Annotated in this window: 2 protein-coding genes; both read left to right on the top strand. The window is 43.6% G+C overall.

What is annotated here, in order from left to right; all coding sequences use genetic code 11:
- The first annotated feature begins 28 nt into the window (after positions 1 to 28).
- Complete coding sequence (locus tag HUN01_RS12210) at positions 29 to 358, top strand: DUF2973 domain-containing protein (protein WP_181931496.1); 330 nt, start codon at positions 29 to 31, stop codon at positions 356 to 358.
- A 1,855-nt stretch (positions 359 to 2,213) separates the two neighbouring features.
- The gene (locus tag HUN01_RS12205; protein WP_181931495.1) at positions 2,214 to 24,005 is read left to right on the top strand and encodes a non-ribosomal peptide synthase/polyketide synthase; all 21,792 of its coding nucleotides are present in this window, start codon (positions 2,214 to 2,216) and stop codon (positions 24,003 to 24,005) included.
- Position 24,006 lies beyond the last annotated feature (1 nt).

Genomic DNA, 24,006 nt, shown 5'->3' with positions numbered 1-24,006 from the left:
AAAAATTGCTGCTCTGGAGGAAAATCCAATGTTACATCTGCTTTACATTCTTGCTTTTACAATCCTTGCATTTATAGCTGTTGGCAACTTAATTCGTAACCTGATCATGTTCAGTTTTGATCGGGAGCGAACTTACCCGACGAATTCCTCGCCAATGAATAATCAAGGCAGCTATGGTTATTATTCATCAAAAAAACAGTTTGCACCCCATCCAGAGTTATTAGATAGCGCAGGCAACTTAATTAAAGAGCCACTTTTGGTAATGCGTTCGATTAACGTTGAAGATGCGCGTCAACATCTTGATGCTCTTTACGAAGCATCCCCAGGACATAAAAGTGAAAATTCAGAGGAAGCATAAAACTTAGGAGTTAGGGTGTAAATTATTGTTTTTTTGCATCCTTAACTCTTCCTTTAACAGAAATTTATTATAAAAAAATATACCGAAAACCTCGAAGTTAACCATATTAATATCATGTCCGTATAATTTAGTTGTGATTCCCACAGTCATTGCACCCCATTAATCCCCTCCCCGCAAACCTACGGTGTACACACAAGTCTGAAATAGCTGATGAATCCGAATTTTACCCCACCCTAACCCTCCCCTTGCAAAGAGGCTACGGTGTACACACAAATCCTAAAAACCTAGCTTGATAAGACTTTCCTCGTTCCCAGTCTCCGACTGGGAATGCATTCATTGAGTCTTTGACTCAATGCTCTCGTGGAGGCAGAGCCTCCACGAGAGCATTCCCATGTAGAACATGGGAACGAGATAAAAACGAGATAAACAAGAGAAGAATGGAAAATCAAGCTTTTTTCGACTTGTGTGTACACCGTAGTTGCAAAGAGGAGGGAACAAGATTTTCCGGGGGGATTAGGGGGGTAATTCGACTTGTGTATACACTGTAGCCTGCAAACGGAGAGGCGAGACAAAGCGTAGCTTTGACCGGGTGGGGTTCTTCGGGTTTAATAAGTAATCAAGCGGACACGATATAATTTGTCCAGCAACGAAGAAAATATAAGTCTACTTCTCGCCAGTAAAACAACCTCACTGGGAGATATTTTTTTATCTGGGAAAAAAGCCACATTCGTTGGCTTTAGCCTGGTGAGAGTTAATATACAGTAGTTTGAAAGTAACTGAGGTACAAAATGCAGAACTCACGCATCAGATATAAAGAGTCTCTGCCTCAAAACCTGTAGCTTTGTACTTCATGCAAAAGAAAACTGAGTTTCACAGGCTCAGGCTTCATTTTACTTTGAGAATGAGAATACCACCCAATACTGCTCGGTTAAGGATTTTTAACTCGGAATTGGGTTTGGGGAAAAGGTTAAAGGTTTTTTCTTTCCCCTTTCCCCCGCCCCTTATCCCCAGAGGGGGCCCCACCTTCCCCTTTTCCCCAAAACCCGACAAGTATTGGAATACCACCAACTAGCGATCGCTCACTTAACTAGTCATGTAGTTTATCTGTACTACTTTGATTACACCTCTACTTACCACTTTGTCAAAATTTAGATACCCTTGCCGTCGCTCTGCATCTGAGTTCCTACAAAGAAGTTACAGCTGGTAATTATTCTTTATTAACTATTTTAAATATTTTAACTGTCCCCTTAACTGTCTTAAATGTCTTAACTGTCCCCTTAACTGTCTTAACTGTCTTCTTAAATGTCTTAACTGTCCAATTGGCAGTCTTAATCGTCTAGTTAACAGTCTTAAGTGCTATTGCATTTTATTGATAAAACTGAGATTATCTGTTGTTAGGTGAAATTCTAAGTAAGTTGATTTCAAAAAAGCAAGTTTATTTAATCAAAAATTAATTTTATAATCTACCAATCAAGAAATCGATGAGTGTTGTAGTTTTTTATCAGACTAAATATGATTTTTTAGGAAGAAAATTGCTAATAACCTGAAAAAATAAAAGCCTGTATTTTTATACTTTAAACAATAAAGACTAAATTATAAAATAAGGGTAAATTATTGTACCCTGAGAAATGTTTGAGCCAAAACGAAAATATTTTAGGTAATTAGAATGAACAAAATAGTTAAAAAGCAATCCTGATTTTCAACAAAAAGCGGTGTTTAGGAAGGATATATAAGCTAATGCTCTGGTTAGCTAATTAATATAGTTTTTCAATATATTTATTGCTTCTATCAAGACTCTATCCGCAGAATATTCAGCTTGTTGTCGTCAAAATTGTAAGATTTTTCAGGAACTCTAATGAACAGAAAAGTAAAAGAAAGCTATCCGCTCTCCTCTGGTCAACAAGCAATGTGGTTTATCTACCAAATGGCTCCAGAGAGCGTTGCTTATAATATATTTATCACGGTAAAAATTAATTCATATTTAAATATTTATACTTTTATCAGTGTATGGAACAAGATTGTTGAACGCCATCCTATTCTCCGAACTACATATACCACCCACGAAGGTAAACCGATCCAGCAAATTAATGAACAACAAAAATTTAGTGTTGACTTAACAGATGCCAACCATTGGAGTGAAGATTACCTAAAAGAGAAGATATTTGCCGAAACTGACCGCCCTTTTAACCTAGAAAAAGATTCTGTTTTGAGGGTTACTTTATTTAGTCAGTCAGTAAAAGAACACATTCTTTTGCTAACAATGCACCACATTGCAGGTGATTTGCGGTCTGTTGATTTACTGATCAGTGAATTTCAAACTTTGTATACTGCTGAAATCGAGCAAGCTAGTCAAGAGCAGACAGAGGCAACTAAAGATTCTTCCACCAAGAATAAATCTTATGTAGAGTTTGTCCGCTGGCAGTCAGAAATGCTATCCAGTTCGAGGGGAGAAAAACTTTGGCAATACTGGCAAGAACAATTAGCTGGTGAATTGCCAATTTTGAATTTGCTCACAGACAAACCCCGCCCAACTGTACAGACTTATCAAGGGGAAACATATATTCTCAAGCTAGATGAACAGTTAGTTCAAAAAGTTAATCATCTAGCTATAGTCTCTGGAACAAGTCTTTATAAGCTTCTACTAGCAGCATTTTACATATTAATTTATCGCTATACAGATCAAAAAGATATCCTCATAGGAAGCCCAATGAGAGGTCGGTGGGGTGGAGAGTTTCAAGAAATTATTGGCTACTTCGTTAACCTCATCGTTTTACGAACTTCTATATGGGAAAATGCCACATTCCAAGAATTCCTCACTCAAGTTGGTAAAACGGTAAAAGAGGCCCAAAAGCATCAACATTACCCTTTTTCACTCTTAGCAGAAAAACTTCAGCAACAACGAGATCCAAGTCGTTCTCCTTTGTGTCAAGTTGGTTTCGCTTGGCAAGCACAACGTTGGTATGAACTAACAGAGAATTCACTACACAGTCAAGAACAAGTGCTTCAGATGGAGCCTTACTTGATTGGACATCAGCGTGGTGCACACTTGGATCTGAACTTAATGGTGATGGAAGCTGAGGGAGTTTTGCAATTATGCTGGCAATATAATACTGACTTGTTTGACGCTACTACAATCACGCAAATCGCAAATCATTTCCAGACTTTACTTGCGGGAATTGTGGCGAATCCACAGCAACCCATTTCCCAATTGCCCCTAACTACAGAAGTTGAGCAACATCAACTATTAGTTGAGTGGAATAATACACAGGTAGATTATCCCCAAAATTTGTGTATCCATCAGTTGTTCGAGCAGCAAGTAGAGCGCAACCCTGATACAGTGGCGGTTGTATTTGAAAATCAACAACTGACTTATGGTGAACTGAATTGTCGGGCTAACCAGTTAGCGCACTATTTGCAGTCTTTGGGTGTAGGTGCAGATGTGCTGGTTGGTATTTGTGTAGAGCGTTCTCTGGAGATGCTGGTTGGTCTACTTGGTATTCTGAAAGCGGGTGGTGCTTATGTACCCCTCGACCCGGAGTATCCCCAAGAACGCCTGAGTTTCATGCTCGCAGACACTCAGGCGAAAGTGTTGTTAACCCAACAATCACTAGCTGAGAAACTAGGAAAGCATGAGATACCCGTAATTTATTTAGACTCTGACTGGGAGAAAATTGCCCAATTAGATGAAAAGAATCTCGAAAATACAACGACTCCCAAGAATTTAATCTACGTGATCTTCACTTCTGGATCAACTGGTAGAACTAAGGGTGTGGCAATTGAACACAGACAATTACTTAATTATGTAGATGGAATTCAGGAAAGATTATTCCAGGAACCAGGTGGTAGATTTGCCTTGGCCTCGACATTTGCCGCTGATTTAGGGAATACAGTCATATTTCCTTGTTTATCTAGTGGTGGATGTCTGCACATCTTATCCCAAGAAAGAATATCTGACTCAAATGCCTTCTTAGAATATTGCCAACAAAATCCTTTTGATTATCTCAAAATAGTTCCTTCGCACCTAGCGGCTTTGTTATCGTCTATACAATTTGAAACTAGATTACCCTGGCAGCAATTAATCTTGGGTGGTGAAGCTACCAGTTGGAATTTAGTCGAGAAACTCTTAATTCATGCTCCGCAGTGCCAAATTTTCAACCATTACGGCCCAACTGAAACGACTGTTGGTGTACTGACTTTTAAGGTAGAACCTGAAACAATATCTAATACAACCTCTTCTACACAAACTGTTCCTTTAGGTCGTCCCCTATCGAACACACAAATTTATCTACTCGATCGCAATTTGCAACCTGTTCCCATTGGTGTACCAGGAGAATTGTACATTAGTGGTGCTGGTTTAGCGCGAGGCTATCTTAACCGTTCAGAGTTAACACAAGAGAAATTCATCCCCAATCCGTTTGAGAAGGCAGGAGGCAGGAGGCAGGGGGCAGGAGAAAGTAGATTATATAAAACTGGGGATTTAGCACGCTACTTGAGTGACGGTAATATCGAATACTTGGGACGCATTGATAACCAAGTAAAAATTCGTGGTTTCCGCATTGAGTTGGGAGAAATTGAAGCCGTACTGAGCCAACATGAAGATATACAGGTATCTTGCGTCATTGCCCGCGAAGATGTCCCAGGTGAGAAGCGGTTAGTCGCCTACATCGTGCCACAAAAAGAGGCGACACCCACAGTAACCATTCTGCGGCAATTCCTGAAAGCCAAGCTACCAGAATATATGGTGCCCAATGCTTTCGTGACGTTGGAATCCCTACCACTAACTCCCAATGGAAAAGTAGACCACCGCGCTTTACCCACACCAGATTTACAGAGCGAACTATTAGACAAATATGTTGCCCCACGCACTCCCGTTGAGGAAATGCTGGCACAAATTTGGGCACAAGTCCTAAAAGTAGAGCAAGTGGGCATTCATGACAATTTCTTTGAACTTGGGGGACACTCACTACTAGCAACGCAACTGGTTTCACGCATCCGCAACATTTTCAAAGTGGAATTACCATTGCGTAGTCTATTTACTGCACCCGCAGTAGCCGAATTGGCGCAATCAATTCAGCAGTTACAGCAACAAAACTTAGAACTGACCTCCCCACCTATTTTACCAAGGGTTCGTAATGCAGAATTACCACTATCTTATGCCCAAACACGGCTGTGGTTTTTAGACCAGTTCGAGCCGAACAGTGCCTTATATAACATACCCATAGCTTTGCATCTAGTTGGAACTCTCAATCAAGTTGCCTTAGAACAAAGCTTAGAAGAAATTATTCATCGCCACGAAGCGTTACGCACCAACTTCATCACAGTTGATGGAAAACCTTCTCAAATCGTTCAAACAGAAACGAATTGGACAGTATCAGTTGTTGACTTAAAGCATTTATCTACAACTGAACAAGAAATAGCTTCACAGCAATTAGCGCGACAACACGCTATTCAACCCTTTGATTTGGCAAGACTTGCATTAATTAGAGCGACATTAATAGTGCTGTCTGAGACAGAAAACGTGTTGTTAGTGTGTATGCATCATATTGTCTCTGATGGCTGGTCAAGGAGTGTGTTTGTCCAAGAACTAGCGGCGCTGTACAATGCTTATTCTCAAGTTCGTAGCTTGCTTACACCCTTAACCCCACTGCCGATTCAGTACGCAGATTTCGCAATCTGGCAGAGACAGTGGTTGCAAGGAGATGTACTGCAAAGCCAACTGAGTTATTGGCAAAAACAACTAAAAGACGCACCAGCTTTATTAGTACTACCCACTGACCGACCCAGACCGGCTGTGCAAACTTTCGCTGGGGCACATCAAGAGTTTGCACTCTCTGTTGAGTTAACTCAAAGACTGACTCAGCTGTGTCAGCAACAAGGGGTAACTTTGTTTATGACGCTGTTAGCAGCGTTTGATACCTTACTTTATCGCTACACAGAACAATCAGATATTTTGGTGGGGACACCAATTGCTAACCGGAATCGCAGTGAAATAGAAGGGTTGATTGGCTTTTTTATCAACACTTTAGTGATGCGGACTGATTTATCAGGCGATCCTAGCTTTAACGAATTACTTGTTCGTATTCGGGAAATGGCTTTGTCCGCATACTCTCATCAGGATTTGCCTTTTGAAATGCTAGTAGAGGCATTGCAGCCCCAAAGAGATATCAGCCATACACCGCTGTTTCAGGTAGTGTTTGTGCTCCAGAATGCCCCCATATCTCAAGTGGAACTGACTGGGTTAACTGTTAGTTCATTGCCAATAGAAAATGCAACGGCAAAATTTGATCTCACCTTAGCAATGGAGAACACTGCTACTGGACTGGTGGGTGTGTGGGAGTACAATACCGACTTGTTTGATGGCAGCACGATCGCACGGATGACGGGTCATTTTGTGACAATGCTGGAAGCAATTGTGGCTAATCCCCAAGAGCGAATTTCCCAATTGCCCCTGCTGACAGAAGTTGAGCAACGACAGTTATTATTTGAATGGAACAATACACAAGTAGATTATCCTCAAGATTTGTGTATTCATCAGTTATTTGAGGCGCAGGTTGAGCGTACACCCGATGCGATCGCAGTGGTGTTTGTAGACACGCCTGGAAGAGTAAATCAACAACTTACCTATAGTCAGCTAAATGATCGTGCTAACCAATTGGCGCACCATCTCAAGTCTTTGGGTGTGGGAGCCGATGTGCTGGTGGGTATTTGTGTAGAGCGATCGCTCGAAATGCTGGTAGGATTACTTGGTATTCTCAAGGCAGGTGGTGCTTATGTGCCCCTTGACCCTGAGTATCCCCAAGAGCGTTTGAGCTTTATATTAGAAGATGCTCAAGTTTCGGTGCTGTTAACCCAACAGCAATTAGTAGAATCTGTTCCTAAACATCAGGCACGTGTTGTTTACTTAGACAGCGATTGGGAAAAAATTGCTCAAAACAGTGAGTCAAACCCGGAAAACGAAGCTACACCCAATAACCTAGCTTATGTAATCTACACATCTGGTTCCACAGGTAAACCCAAAGGCGTTTTAGTCAATCACTATAATGTTGCGCGTCTATTTGAAGCAACAGAGCCTTGGTATCACTTTGATGAACAAGATGTATGGACACTATTCCACTCTTATGCATTCGATTTCTCTGTTTGGGAAATGTGGGGTGCTTTGCTTTATGGTGGACGACTGGTAGTAGTACCATATTTAGTGACGCGATCGCCCGAATCTTTCTACAAGTTGCTGTGTCAAGAGAAAGTCACAGTTCTCAATCAGACACCTTCAGCCTTCCGCCAGTTAATTCAAGCCGAACAGTCAATAGCATCTGTTGGCGATTTGAACTTACGCCTAGTTATCTTCGGTGGAGAAGCCTTAGAACTATCGAGTTTACAACCTTGGTTTGACCGTCACGGCGACCAGCAACCCCAGTTAGTGAATATGTACGGGATTACGGAAACCACTGTACATGTAACTTATCGTCCATTGAGCAAAGGCGATTTGAATGGTACAGCAAGTGTAATTGGTCGTCCGATTCCAGACTTACAGGTGTATCTGCTAGATCAGCATTTACAGCCAATGCCAATTGGAGTTCCAGGTGAGATGCACATCGGTGGAGCCGGGGTAACTCGTGGCTATCTCAATCGTCCTGAACTGACAGCACAACGGTTTATCTCTAATCCCTTCCAAAGAATCAAAGCAGCAATCCCCAATCCCAGCCTCTACAAAACAGGAGACTTAGCTCGTTATCTGCCCAATGGCGAGTTGGAGTATTTAGGGCGAATTGACCAGCAAGTAAAGATTCGTGGCTTCCGCATTGAGTTGGGAGAAATTGAGGCATTACTGGCGCAACACCCAGACGTTCGAGAGAGTGTGGTGGTGGTTCGGGAGGATGAACCGAGCGACAAACGTTTAGTGGCTTACGTGATACCGAAGGTGGAACAATCTCTTCAAGCGATCGAACTACGTCGCTTTCTGAAGGAAAAGCTACCAGAGTACATGTTGCCAAATGCAATAGTTATTCTAGAAGCCATACCACTTACTTCCAACGGCAAAGTAGACCGCCGCGCTCTACCTGCTCCAGAGTTACACAGTGAACTAACAGACAAATTTATCGCACCCCGCACTCCAATCGAGGAAATGCTGGCACTAATTTGGGCACAAGTCTTGAAATTAGAGCAAGTAGGGATTTACGATAACTTCTTTGAACTTGGGGGACATTCCCTACTAGCAACGCAACTGTTATCGCGCATTCGCAACATTTTCAAGGTAGAACTACCGTTGCGTAGCCTGTTTGTCGCAGCGACAGTAGCCGAATTGGCACAAGAGATTGGGCTGTTACAGCAGCAAAACTTAGAACTTACTTCCCCACCCATATTACCAAGGGTTCATAATACAGAATTACCACTGTCTTATGCTCAAACACGGCTGTGGTTTTTAGATCAGTTCGAGCCGAACAGTTCTTTCTACAACATATCCATCGCTTTGCATCTAGTCGGAACTCTGAGAGTGACAGCCTTAGAACAAAGCTTAGAAGAAATAATTCACCGCCACGAAGCGTTACGCACCAACTTCATCACAGTTGATGGACAAGCCACTCAAATTATTCAAACGAGAAGGGAACAGGGGACTGGATCAATTGTTGACTTTAAGCATTTATCTACAACCGAGCAAGAAATAGCAATAAAGCAATTAGCGCAACAACAAGCTATTCAACCCTTTGACCTAGCAACACAAAGATTAGTGAGGGCAACATTAGTAGTGTTGTCTGAGACAGAACACGTATTTTTAGTGTACATGCATCATGTTGTCTCTGATGGCTGGTCAATGGGTGTATTTGTCCAAGAACTAGCAGCCCTGTACAATGCTTATTCTCAAGGTCTGCTTTCACCCTTAGCGCCACTACCAATTCAGTATGCAGATTTTGCAATTTGGCAAAGACAGTGGTTACAAGGGGATGTACTGCAAAGCCAATTGAGTTACTGGCAACAACAACTAAAAGACGCACCAGCTTTATTAGTGCTACCCACTGACCGATCTAGACCTGCTGTGCAGACTTTCGCTGGGGCACATTACAAGTTTGCACTCTCTGTTGAGTTAACTCACAAGCTGACTCAGTTGTGTCAGCAACAAGGGGTGACTTTGTTCATGACGCTGTTGGCAGCGTTTGATACATTACTGTACCGATACACAGGACAATCAGATATTTTGGTGGGGACACCAATTGCTAATCGTAATCGTAGTGAGATAGAAGGGTTAATTGGCTTTTTTGTCAACACCTTAGTTCTGCGTACAGACTTATCAGGCAATCCTAGCTTTAGCGAATTACTCACTCGTGTTCGTGAAATTGCAATGGATGCATACGCTCATCAAGACTTACCGTTTGAAATGTTGGTGGAAGTATTGCAGCCACAACGGAACTTAAGCCATACACCACTGTTTCAGGTAATGTTTGTTCTGCAAAATAATCCCATGTCTCCAATGGAGTTAACTGGGTTAACTGTCAGTCCACTAGAGCTAGAAAGTACAACTGCCAAGTTTGATCTTACCTTGTCAATGCAGAACACTGCTAATGGACTAGTGGGGGTATGGGAGTACAATACTGATTTGTTTGATAGCAGCACTATTGAGCGGATGGCGGGTCATTTTGTGACTTTACTTGCGGGAATTTTGGCGAATCCACAGCAGCCCATTTCCCAATTGCCCCTGCTGACAGAAGTTGAGCAACATCAACTGTTAGTTGAGTGGAATGATACACAAGTAGATTATCCTCAAGATTTGTGTATCCATCAATTGTTCGAGCAGCAAGTGGAGAGTAGACCGGATGCGATCGCAGTAATATTTGAAAATCAACAATTAACTTATCAACAGTTAAACGAGCGTGCAAATCAGTTGGCTCACTATTTGCAAGAAAAAGGTGTAGACCCAGAAGTATTGGTAGGAATTTTTGTTGAGCGTTCTATTGAGATGATAGTAGGACTGTTAGGAATTTTAAAGGCAGGGGGAGCTTATGTGCCTTTAGATCCTAACTATCCAGCAGAGCGATTGGCTTATATGCTCTCGGATACAGGGGTGTCAATATTGCTCACCCAGCAATCCTTGGTAGAATTTTTACCAGAAAATCAAGCCGAGGTACTGTCTTTAGATAGTGATTGGCAAGTAATTGCTAACTACAGCCAGCAGAATCCCGTTAGCCAAGTAAAATCGGAAAATTTGGCTTATGTTATTTATACCTCTGGCTCTACGGGCAAGCCAAAAGGCGTGATGAATATTCATCAGAGCATTTGCAACAATTTATTGCGGACAATTAATGATTACCCACTCACAGCAAGCGATCGCATCCTGCAAATAGCTCCTTTTAGTTTTGATGCTTCAGTCTTGGAAATCTTCTGGCCTTTAACCTCTGGAACAACTTTAGTAGTAGCTAAACCCGAAGGTCATAAAGACACTGCTTACTTAAGCAATTTGATTGCCCAGCAACAAATTACTCAAATATTTTTTGTTCCCTCATTGCTGCAAGCTTTTCTGCAAGAACCAAACTTAGAAAAATGCCGTTGTTTAAAGCGAGAGTTTTGTGGTGGAGAAGCACTATCTTATGAACTGACTCAACGATTTTTTGAGCAGTTCGACTGTGAATTACATAATCTTTACGGCCCAACGGAAACAGCAATTGATGCCACTTCCTGGCAGTGTATACCACAGTCTAGTTATCAAGTAATTCCCATTGGTCGTCCCATTGCCAATACCCAGATTTACATCCTCGATCCTGATCTGCAACCAGTTCCCATTGGCGTTGCTGGAGAATTGCATATTGGGGGTGTCCCTTTAGCGAGAGGCTACCTCAACCAACCAGAATTAACACAAGAAAAATTCATCCCCAATCCGTTTGAGGAGGCAGGAGGCAGGAGGCAGGAGGCAGGAGGAAGGGGGCAGGATAGCGCAGCAGTAGCGAGTCCGCGTTCGCGTAGCGTCTCGCAGAGAGCGTCGGCAGGGGGCAGGGAGCAGGGGGCAGGAGGGAGTAGATTATATAAAACTGGGGATTTAGCACGCTACTTGAGTGACGGTAATATCGAATACTTGGGACGTATCGGCAATCAGGTAAAAATTCGGGGTTTCCGCATTGAGTTGGGCGAGATAGAAACAGTACTGAGGCAACACAGCGAAGTCAATACAGTTGTAGTCATCGCCCGCGAAGATACAATCGGCGATAAACGCCTAGTTGCTTACATCGTGCCAGAAAAAGAGGTGACACCCACAGTAAGCGTTCTGCGGCAATTCCTGAAAGCCAAGCTACCAGAATATATGGTTCCCAATGCTTTCGTGATGTTGGAGTCAATGCCACTAACTCTTAATGGCAAAGTAGATCACCGCGCTTTACCCACACCAGATTTACACAGCGAATTCAAAGACAAATATGTAGCCCCACGCACCCCCAGCGAAGAAATGCTGGCACAAATTTGGGCACAAGTCCTAAAAGTAGAGCGAGTGGGCATTTACGATAACTTCTTTGAACTTGGAGGACACTCACTCCTAGCAACGCAACTGGTTTCACGCATCCGCAACATTTTTAAACTGGAATTACCATTGCGTGAGTTGTTTGCTGCACCAACAGTAATCGAATTGGCGCGATCGCTTGGGCAGTTACAGCAACAAGAGTTACAACTTACTTCACTACCCATCTTACCAAGGGTTCATAATGCAGAATTACCACTATCTTATGCCCAAACACGGCTGTGGTTTTTAGATCAGTTCGAGCCGAACAGTTCCTTCTACAACATACCTTTAGCTTTGCATTTAGTAGGAACTCTCAATCAAGTTGCCTTAGAAAAAAGCTTAGAAGAAATCATTCATCGCCACGAAGCTTTACGCACCAATTTCATCACAGTTGATGGAAAACCTTCTCAAATCATTAACTTAGAAACGAATTGGACTGTATCAGTTGTTGACTTGAAGCATTTATCCACACTTGTTCTGAGCGAAGACGAAGTAACCGAACAAGAAATTGCTTCACAACAAGTGGTGCAACAACAAGCTATTCAACCCTTTGATCTAGTAAAACAAGCATTAGTTAGAGCGACATTAGTCGTGCTGTCTGAGACAGAATACATTTTACTAGTGTGTATGCATCACGTTGTCTCCGATGGCTGGTCAATGGGTGTATTTGTCCAAGAACTAGCGGCGCTGTACAATGCTTATTCTCAAGATCAGCACTCACCCTTAACTCCACTGCCAATTCAGTACGCAGATTTCGCAATCTGGCAGCGACAATGGTTGCAAGGGGATGTACTGCAAAGCCAATTGAATTACTGGCAACAACAATTGGCAGATGCACCAGCTTTATTAGTCCTACCCACAGACCGACCAAGACCTGCTGTGCAGACTTTCGCTGGGGCACGTCAAAAATTTGCCCTCTCTGTTGAATTAACTCAAAGACTGACACAACTGAGCCAGGAACAAGGGGTGACGTTGTTCATGACACTGTTGGCAGCATTTGATACTTTACTTTACCGCTATACAGAACAAGAAGACATTTTGGTGGGTACACCAATTGCTAACCGGAATCGCAGTGAAATAGAAGGGTTAATTGGCTTTTTTATCAATACTTTAGTTTTGCGTACTGATATCTCAGGCAATCCCAGCTTTAACGAATTACTCACTCGCATTCGGGAAATGGCTTTGTCTGCATACTCTCATCAGGATTTGCCCTTTGAAATGCTAGTAGAGGCATTGCAGCCAGAACGGGATCTCAGTCATACGCCACTGTTCCAGGTGATGTTTGTACTTGAGAGTGCGCCCACATCTCAATTGGAGTTAACTGGGTTAGAAATTAGTCCATTGCCAATAGAAAATGCGACGGCAAAATTTGACCTTACCTTATCAATGGAGAACACTGGTAGTGGACTGTTGGGTTCGTGGGAGTACAACACAGACTTATTTGATAGCAGCACGATCGCACGCATGACAGGTCATTTTGTGACACTGCTAGAAGCAATTGTAGCCAATCCCCAAGAGCGAATTTCCCAGTTGCCAATGCTAACAGAAGTTGAGCAACAACAATTATTTGGAGAATGGAACGATACTCAGGCGGATTACCCTGGGGATAAATGTATTCATCAGTTGTTTGAGTCACAGGTAGAACTGACCCCAGATGCGATCGCAGTAATATTTGAAAATCAACAGTTAACTTATGATGAGTTAAACACCCAAGCTAATCAATTAGCACACCACCTACAATCTGTTGGTGTGGGGCCAGAAGTTTTAGTAGGGATTTATTTAGAGCGATCGCTATCGATCATCGTCGGATTGTTAGCCGTCCTCAAAGCCGGTGGTGCTTACGTCCCCCTAGACCCTGATTATCCCCAGCAGCGATTAGCTGACATATCCCAGGATTCACAAATTTCCGTGCTGATCACCCAGCAGAAATTACTCAATTCCTTACCAATTCAAGGGGTAAAAGTCATCATCTTAGACACAGAATCTACGGTGCTGACAAATCAAAGTCAAGAAAATCCGGTGAGTGAGGTAAAACCAGAAAACTTGACTTGTATACTGTACACCTCTGGGTCTACCGGCAAACCCAAAGGCGTAATGCTGACTCACGCAGCTTTAGTTAACCATAGCAGTGCAATTAGTGAAGTATTTGGTTTAACGAGTAGCGATCGCGTTTTGCAGTTTGCTTCCTTCGGCTTTGATGTTGCTGCCGAAGAAATCTTCCCCACTTGGTCGAAAGGTGCAACTGTAGTATTAAGACCCGCGCAAATGTTCCCAGACTTTGCCAGCTTTGCCCAATTTATTGAACAACAAAAGCTGAGTGTCTTAAATATCACCCCAGCCTATTGGCATGAATGGGCGATCGCAGTATCTCAAAAGGATGCAACAGTACCGCAAAGTCTCCGCTTAGTCGCCGTCGGTGGGGATGCAGTTCTACCGGAAACAGTAACAATATGGCAGCAATTGGTAGGCGATCGCGTCAATTGTCTTAACGTCTACGGCCCCACCGAAGCATCGGTGACAGCGATCGTCCACGATTTGCTTCATCCCAAATCAGAAAAAACCAATTCTGTGCTAATTGGTCGTCCCATTGCCAATACACAAGTTTACATCCTTGACCGTCACCTCCAACCAGTACCAATTGGAGTCAGAGGCGAACTGCATATATGTGGAGTTCGTTTAGCACGAGGCTATCTCAATCGCCCAGAATTGACAGAGGAAAAATTCATTCCCAATCCGTTTCAAAGAAGTAAGGGAGCAGAAATTCTTCCTAATTCCCAGTCCCCATTGCCCCTAATCCCCAGTCCCCGACTTTATAAAACAGGGGATTTAGCTCGTTATCTACCTGACGGTAACATTGAGTGCTTTGGACGCATCGACAATCAAGTAAAAATCCGGGGATTCCGCATTGAGTTGGGAGAAATTGAGGCGGTACTGAACCAACAGATTCATGTGCAGACATCCTGTGTGATCATCCGCGAAGATGCGATCGGGGAGAAGCGCTTAGTTGCCTACGTAGTACCGCACGAGCAAAAAATACCTACGATTAGCGAATTGCGTCAGTTCCTCTCTAATAATCTGCCTCTTTACATGGTGCCCCAGGCTTTCGTGATTCTGGAGTCGCTACCGCTGACAACAAACCGGAAAGTAGACCGTCGTGCTTTACCAGCACCAGATTTATATAGCGAACTAGCAGACAAATATGTTGCTCCACGTACCTCCAGCGAAGAAATGCTGGCACAAATTTGGGCACAAGTCTTGAAAGTAGAGCAAGTGGGCATTCATGATAACTTCTTTGAAATTGGGGGACACTCACTACTAGCAACGCAACTGGTTTCACGCATTCGCAACAGTTTCAAAGTAGAACTACCATTGCGGAGCCTGTTTGCCGCAGCGACAGTTGCTCAATTAGCACATCTTATTGGGCAGTTGCAACAACAAAATTTAGAACTCACAGCACCACCTATCTTACCAAGAGTTCATAATGCAGAATTATCACTGTCTTATGCTCAACAGCGTTTGTGGTTTTTAGACCAGTTACAGCCGAATAGTGCTTTATATAACATCCCCCTGGCTTTGCGTCTAGTCGGAACTCTCAATGTTGCAGCCTTAGAACAAAGCTTGCAAGGAATCATTCAGCGGCATGAAGCGTTACGCACCAACTTCATCACAGTTGATGGACAACCTTCTCAAATCGTTCAAACGAGAAGGGAACAGGGAACTATATCAATTGTTGACTTCAAGGATTTATCCACAAACGAGCAAGAAATAGCTTCAAAGCAATTAGCAATTACACAAGCTATTCAACCCTTTGATTTAGCAAGACAAGCATTAGTGAGAGCAACATTAGTAGTGCTGTCTGAGACAGAACACATTTTACTAGTGTGTATGCATCACATTGTTAGTGATGGCTGGTCAATGGGTGTGTTTGTCCAAGAATTCACAGCGTTGTATAGTGCTTATTCCCAAGGTCAGCCTTCCACTTTAGCGCCACCACCGATCCAGTACGCAGATTTCGCAATCTGGCAAAGACAGTGGTTACAAGGGGAGATACTGCAAAGCCAACTGTCTTACTGGCAAAAACAATTGGCAAACGCACCAGCTTTATTGTCGCTTCCCACAGATCGACCTAGACCTGCTGTGCAAACCTTTGCTGGCGCACATCAAGAGTTTGCACTCTCTGTTGAGTTAACTCAAAGACTGACACAACTGAGTCAGCAACAAGGGGTAACTTTATTCATGACGCTATTGGCGGCATTTGATACATTACTTTACCGCTACACAGGACAATCAGATATTTTGGTGGGGACACCAATTGCTAACCGTAATCGCAGTGAAATAGAAGGGCTGATTGGCTTTTTTGTCAACACTTTGGTGATGCGGACTGATTTATCTGAAAATCCTAGTTTCCAAGAGTTACTCACTCGTGTTCGGGAAGTGGCTTTGGGAGCATACGCTCATCAAGATTTGCCCTTTGAAATGCTGGTGGAAGTATTGCAACCTGAACGAAACCTTAGCCATACGCCACTATTCCAAGTAGCGTTTGTGATTCAGAATGCGCCCATATCTCAAGTAGAACTGACTGGGTTAACTATCAGTGATTTGCCAATAGAAAATGTAACTGCCAAGTTTGATCTTACCTTGGCAATGGAAAACACTGCTACTGGACTGTTGGGATTGTGGGAGTACAATACTGATTTGTTTGATGCAAACACTATTGAGCGGCTATCGGGTCATTTTATAACTTTGCTCTCTGCAATTGTGGCGAATCCACAGCAGCAAATTTCCCAGTTGCCAATGTTGACAGCAGTTGAGCAGCAGCAGTTATTAATTGATTGGAATGATACTCAGATAGACTATCCCCAAGATAAATGTATTCATCAGTTATTTGAAGAACAGGTTGAGCAGACTCCAGATGCAGTGGCGGTGGTGTTTGTAGACAATCAACAATTAACTTACCAGCAGTTGAATTGTCGCGCTAATCAGTTGGCGCATTACTTACGCTCATTGGGTGTGGGAGCCGATGTGCTGGTGGGTATTTGTGTCGAGCGTTCTTTAGAAATGATCGTAGGACTACTTGCCATTCTCAAGGCGGGTGGTGCTTATGTGCCCCTTGACCCTGAGTATCCCCAAGAACGCTTACAATATATTCTCGAAGATGCTCAAGTTTCGGTACTACTAACCCAACAGCGAGTTCTGGATAGACTACCTGAACATGAGACACAGCTTGTCTGTTTGGATGAGATTTGGCCACAAATTGTCCAAAATAATCAAGATAATCTCACCAGTGGAGTTACATCTGCTCACCTAGCTAATCTAATTTATACTTCCGGCTCCACAGGCAAGCCCAAAGGTGTGATGGTTGAGCATACCGGACTTGTTAACTTAGCTCAAGCTCAGATTCAAACTTTTGGCTTGTATTCTGATAGTCGCGTCCTCCAGTTTGCTTCCCTTAGTTTTGATGCTTCTATCTGGGAAATCATCATGGCTTTGGGATCAGGAGCAAGACTCTACTTAGGAACAAAAGACTCTTTACTACCTGGTACACCCTTAATTCAGCTATTAAGGGATTATTGTGTTACCCATGTTACCTTACCACCCTCGGCACTAGCAGTCCTGCCTGCTGAGGAACTCCCGGCGTTGCAAACAATAATTGTGGCTGGAGAAGCTTGTTCTGCTGAACTGATCAGACAATGGTCTGTTGGTAGAAACTTCTTCAACGCTTATGGGCCAACAGAAGCTAGCGTTTGTGCCACGATCGCTAAATGCACCGATCGCGATCGCAAAATCTCCATCGGGCGCCCAATAGCCAACGCGCAAATCTACATCTTAGACTCGCACTTACAACCAGTTCCCGTTGGTGTACCAGGAGAATTACACATTGGTGGTGCAGGATTAGCACGAGGTTATCTCAACCGACCTGAGTTAACACAAGAAAAATTCATCCCCAATCCGTTTGAGGATAGCGCAGCGGGAGCGAGTAGATTATATAAAACCGGGGATTTAGCCCGTTATTTACCAGATGGAAACATAGAATACCTGGGGCGCATCGACAATCAGGTAAAAATTCGTGGCTTCCGCATTGAGTTGGGAGAAATTGAAGCTGCACTGTCCCAGTTACCTGAAGTACGAGAAGCAATAGTTGTCTCACGGGAAGACCAACCGAATAACAAACGCCTAATAGCTTATGTTGTACCGCAACAGAAAAATCTCGAATCATCAAAGAAACCAGACAATTTATCAACAGAAAAAGTAGAGCTATGGCCATCTGTAGCTGAATATTATGTCTATGACGACTTACTGTATTACGCGATGACCAATGACCATCGACGCAACAATAGTTATAAAGTCGCGATTAATCAATTGGTCAAAGATAAAATAGTCGTTGAAATCGGCACGGGTAAAGATGCAATTTTATCCAGATTTTGTGTCCAAGGCGGTGCCAAGAAAATTTATGCAATTGAAAGAAATGAGGAAACCTGCCGCAAAGCAAGAGCTTGTATTGAAAAGTTAGGTTTAGCAGACAAAATCACAGTCATTCATGGAGATGCAACAAAAGTTGATCTCCCAGAACTCGCTGATATCTGCGTCTCAGAAATTGTAGGAGCAATTGGCGGCTCTGAAGGAGCAGCAGTAATTATTAATAACGCTAGAAGATTTCTCAAGCCTGATGGTTTGATGATTCCTGAAAGAAGCGTCACTAAGATGGCAGCTGTCATTCTCCCAGACGAAATATTACACAATCCCAAATTTGCTGAAATTCCCACACATTACACCAAAGAAATCTTTAAGCAAGTCGGATATCCATTTGACTTAAGGGTATGTATGAGGAAATTTCCCCAAGCGAATGTACTATCTACTGTGGATGTTTTAGAAGACTTGAACTTCAATGAATCGATTAGCCCCGAATTCTCCCATGAAGTTAAATTTGAAATTCAAAAGAATGGGCGAATGGATGGCTTTTTAGTCTGGCTGAATTTGCATACTATTGCCGGAGAAGAAATAGATATTCTCAAACATGAGTATTGCTGGCTGCCTGTTTATTTCCCCGTATTTGAACCAGGAATTGAGGTTGAGTCTGGTGATGTAATTCAAGCAGTTTGTTCCCGGACACTTTGCGAAAATAATCTCAACCCAGATTATGCAATTAAAGGTAGTCTGCGGAAAAAGAATGGAGAAAATATTAACTTTGAATACGTCTCCTATCACTATAAAAATAATTTCCAGAAAACACCTTTCTATCAACGATTATTTGCTGATTATGGCAATGTAAAAAATAATCACTCCGATAATTTAACTCAATCTTTAAGAGCAAATCTCAAGAAACTCTTGCCCGACTACATGATCCCCTCTAGGTTTGTGGTGCTAGAGAACCTGCCCTTAACACCAAACGGCAAGATAGACCGCCGCGCCCTACCAACACATGAACTAACTCTTCTAAATGAAGCCGATTATGTCATGCCAAATACAGAAGCAGAAAAAATCATTGCTGGTATTTGGCAAAAAACACTACAAGTAGAAAAGGTGGGTCTTTACGATAACTTCTTTGAACTAGGAGGACATTCCCTATTAGCTACTCAGGTAATTTCTCGCTTACAGTCAGCCTTTGGGACTTCCTTGCCCTTACGCTATATCTTTGAATCACCTACAGTTGCCCAGTTAAGTGAAGCTATTTTAGCTCAACTTGAAACTGGTTCAGGTCTGGCATTGCCTGCGATCGCACCCGCTTTAAGAAACACAGATATACCCCTCTCTTGGGCGCAAGAACGCCTATGGTTTGTAAATCAGTTGTCAGGCGAAAGTGGTGCCTACACAATAGATTTCACCTTACGTTTGGTGGGAAATCTCAACATCAAAGCTTTAGAACAAGCCTTTGGGGAGATAGTGCAGCGCCATGAGGTTCTGCGGACTCGTTTTGAAATCAAGAATAACAAGCCAGTACAAGTAATTGCTCCCCATCTAAGCGTCACCTTACCAGTGGTGGATTTACAGAATGTGCCAGACCCTTGGAAACAAGTTGAGCAACTGGCAACAGCAGAAACCTGCAAACCATTCGATCTAGCGAATGGCCCTGTGCTGCGAGTCAAGTTGTGGCAAATTACTCAAGACGAGTACGTATTGCTATTCGCAATTCACCATATTGCTGCTGATGGTTGGTCGATGGGCGTTTTCATCGGTGAACTGTCAGCCTATTATCGAAGCTCTGTAACAGGTAGTTCTGTTGAGTTACCAGAGTTACCCATACAGTATGCCGACTTCGCCGTGTGGCAACGTCAGTGGCTAACAAATCAGGTACTAGAGCGTCAGTTAAGCTACTGGAAGCAACAGTTAACAGGAGCGCCACCTCTATTAGAACTACCCACAGATCGCACCCGCCCAGCCGTACAAACTTTTCGAGGCGGTACAGAGCCACTGCAACTAGATGTCTTGCTAACGCAGCAATTGAAAAAGCTCAGTCAAGAGTCTGGAAGCACACTGTTTATGACACTGCTGGCGGGTTTTGTAGTATTAATGTCTCGCTACAGTGGACAAACAGATTTGGTGATTGGTTCACCGATCGCAAATCGCAACCGCACAGAAATCGAAGGGTTAATTGGCTTTTTTGTCAATACTCTGGCACTGAGATTCGATTTATCCCCAGAACCGACCTTTGAAGCTTTACTAGCGCAGGTGCGAAAAGTTACCCAAACCGCCTACGACCATCAGGATTTACCCTTCGAGATGTTAGTCGAAGAATTGCAACTTGAGCGGAACCTGGATCGCAACCCATTGGTGCAGGTAGTGTTTGCCCTCCAGAATGCTCCCTCCTCCGATTGGGATCTACCTGGTTTAAAGGTTGAAGGGATGCCTTCAGGACTTGACTCAGTTCGGCTTGATCTAGAAGTTTACCTGTGGGATATGCCCCAAGGTCTTGGGGGCTTTTGCTCTTACAACGCCGATTTATTTGATGCCGCAACCATCGCCCGCATGATGCAACATTTTGTGACAATTCTGGGAGCAATTGTTGCAAATCCCCAGCAGCCAGTGGCATTACTTCCATTGCTCACCGAGCAAGAACACCATCAACTATTAATAGAGTGGAATGATACTCAAGCAGACTATCCGCAGCACAAGTGTATTCATCAGTTATTTGAAGCACAGGTAGAGCAGACACCTAATGCAGTGGCGGTGGTATTTGAAAACGAACAACTCACCTATCACCAGTTAAATTGTCGCGCTAACCAGTTGGCGCAATACTTGCGGTCTTTGGGTGTGGGAACCGATGTACTGGTGGGATTGTGTGTAGAGCGATCGCTTTTAACAGTCGTTGCATTGTTGGGGATTCTGAAAGCGGGTGGTGCTTACGTGCCCCTTGACCCCGATTATCCCCAAGACCGTCTGAGCTTTATGCTTGAAGATGCTCAAGTTTGGTTACTTCTGACTCAACAGCACTTAGTTGATAAACTACCACCAAATCAAGCAAACCAAGTATTTTTAGATGAAATCTGGTCAGAAATTGCCCAAAATAGCCAGAATAACCTGACTGGGGTTGTAACGGCTTTTGATCTAGCGAATGTGATTTACACTTCCGGCTCTACTGGTAAACCTAAAGGGGTAATGGTTGAGCATAAAGGATTGTGTAACCTAGCTCAAGCACAGATTCAGGCTTTTAGCTTAGATTCTGGTAGTCGAGTTCTCCAGTTTGCTTCCTTCAGTTTTGATGCTTGTATCTCGGAAATCTTAATGACTTGGGCATCAGGAGCAACACTTTACCTGGGAACAAAAGACTCTTTAATGCCGGGTATGCCGTTAATTGAGCGATTACGCGATTATGGCATTACCCATGTCATCCTACCACCCTCGGCACTGGCAGTTCTGCCTGTTGAAAAACTCCCGACACTGCAAACAATAATTGTCGCCGGAGAAGCTTGTTCTGCTGAACTCATCAGAAAATGGTCTGCTGGTAGAAACTTCTTAAATGCCTATGGGCCAACCGAAGGTAGTGTCTGTGCCACAGTGACAAAATGCACTCCTGACGATCAGAAAATTTCAATTGGTCGCCCCATTGCCAACACTCAAGTCCACATTCTAGACTCGCACTTACAGCCAGTGCCGATTGGTGTTCCAGGAGAACTGCATATTGGTGGTATCGGATTAGCCAGAGGCTATCTCAATCGACCAGAGTTAACCCAAGAGAAATTCATCTCTAATCCGTTTGAGAAGGCAGGAGGCAGGAGGCAGGGGGCAGGAGAAAGTAGATTATATAAAACTGGGGATTTAGCCCGCTATTTACCTGACGGTAATATCGAATACTTAGGACGCATCGACAATCAAGTTAAGATTCGCGGCTTCCGTATCGAGTTAGGCGAAATTGAAGCAGTTTTGAGCCAACACTCCTTGGTACAGGAGAGTGTCGTCGTCACCAGAGTTGATTCCTCTGGGGATAAAAGTCTGGTGGCTTACTTAGTGCCCGGTTTCAAAAGTCAAGTATTACCCCAGCAGCTTGCTCAATGGCAGAGTGAGTACGTGAGTGACTGGCAAAGACTTTATGAACAAGCTTATGGGCAAGTTGAAGTATCCACAGATGACCCCACATTCAATATCAGTGGTTGGAACAGTAGTTACACCAGACAAGCCATCCCAGATCAGGAGATGCGGGAGTGGGTTGAAAATACGGTGAGCCGAATTCTGGCGGTTGAACCGAAACGGGTATTAGAAATTGGTTGCGGAACGGGGTTACTGCTATCGCGCATTGCCAAGGGTTGTCAGCAATATTGGGGAGCCGATTATTCCATTGCCGCCATTAAGTACGTTGAGCAGGTTTGCAGCACGGTTGAGGGTCTAGAACATGTGCGGCTGCTGCACCAAATGGCAGATAACTTTGCAAGTATCCCCCAAGGAGAATTCGACACTGTAATTGTGAACTCGGTAGTCCAGTATTTCCCCAGTGTTGAATATCTGTTACAAGTTCTAGAAGGAGCGATCGCCACAATTGGCCAAGAGGGGACAATTTTTGTGGGCGATGTCCGCAGCTTGCCGCTACTGGAGCCATATCACGCAGCCGTACAGTTATCCCAAGCAATTGATGAAAGAAGTATTGAGCAATGGCAGCAGCAGGTACACCAGAGTGTAGCCGCTGAGGAAGAATTGCTCATCGAACCCAGCTTTTTCATCGCTCTCAAACAACGTTTTCCCCAGATTTCTTGGGTAGAGATTCAGCCCAAACGCGGTCATTCTCAAAATGAGTTAACTCAATTCCGCTATGATGTCACTCTGCATCTGGGTACTGATGTCCAAACACCAGTAGTTCCTTGGTTAGACTGGCAATTAGACCAACTTTCCTTTACCCAAATTAAAAATCAACTGCTTTCCGAGCAGCCGGAACAGTTGGGAATCAGACGCGTACCAAATCAACGGGTGCAGCAAGCATTACAAATTTGGGAATGGTTGTCCAATCCTCCTGGTGTCGAAACAGTCGGGCAATTGCGGGAAATACTGGCACAACAGCCAAAAGTTGGGATCAATCCAGAGCAGTTTTGGGAACTGGGGCAGGATCTCGGCTACGCTGTTCACTTAAGTTGGTGGGGCAGTAGTCAGGATGGTTCATTCGATGTGGTATTTTGCCGCAATAGTTCAACCCTAGGACACCAAGCGATCGCTTTTTGGGATAGTTCAACGGTTACTACTAAATCCTGGACTGACTACACTAACAATCCTCTACACGGTAAGTTAGTCCAGAAGTTGGTGCCCCAGGTGCGGGAATTTATCCAACAAAAGCTACCCAATTACATGGTTCCGAAAGCTTTTGTCCTGCTCAATGCTTTGCCCCTGACACCTAATGGCAAAGTGGATCGTCGGGCGCTCCCAACACCTGATACGGCTTCCAGAAATCTCTCAACTGGCTTTGTTTCTCCTCGAACTCCAATTGAAGCTCAACTAGTTCAAATCTGGGGTGAAGTTCTGGGACTGGAACGGATTGGTGTTAAGGATAACTTCTTTGAATTAGGGGGACATTCGTTGCTGGCTACTCAGGTTATTTCACGCAGCAATTCAGCTTTTGGACTTGATCTCTCTGTACAGAAGATGTTTGAGTTTCCCACTGTTGCTGCGATCGCATCCTACATGGAAGTAATGGATTGGGCAGCTGAAGATTTAGCGGAACCTGATATCACTGGCGAAATAGTGGAGTTTTGAG

It is taken from the genome of Nostoc edaphicum CCNP1411, assembly GCF_014023275.1.
Lineage (GTDB): Bacteria > Cyanobacteriota > Cyanobacteriia > Cyanobacteriales > Nostocaceae > Nostoc > Nostoc edaphicum_A.
Note: the sequence above shows the minus strand (reverse complement) of the source record. Positions and strands in the feature narration are given on the sequence as shown.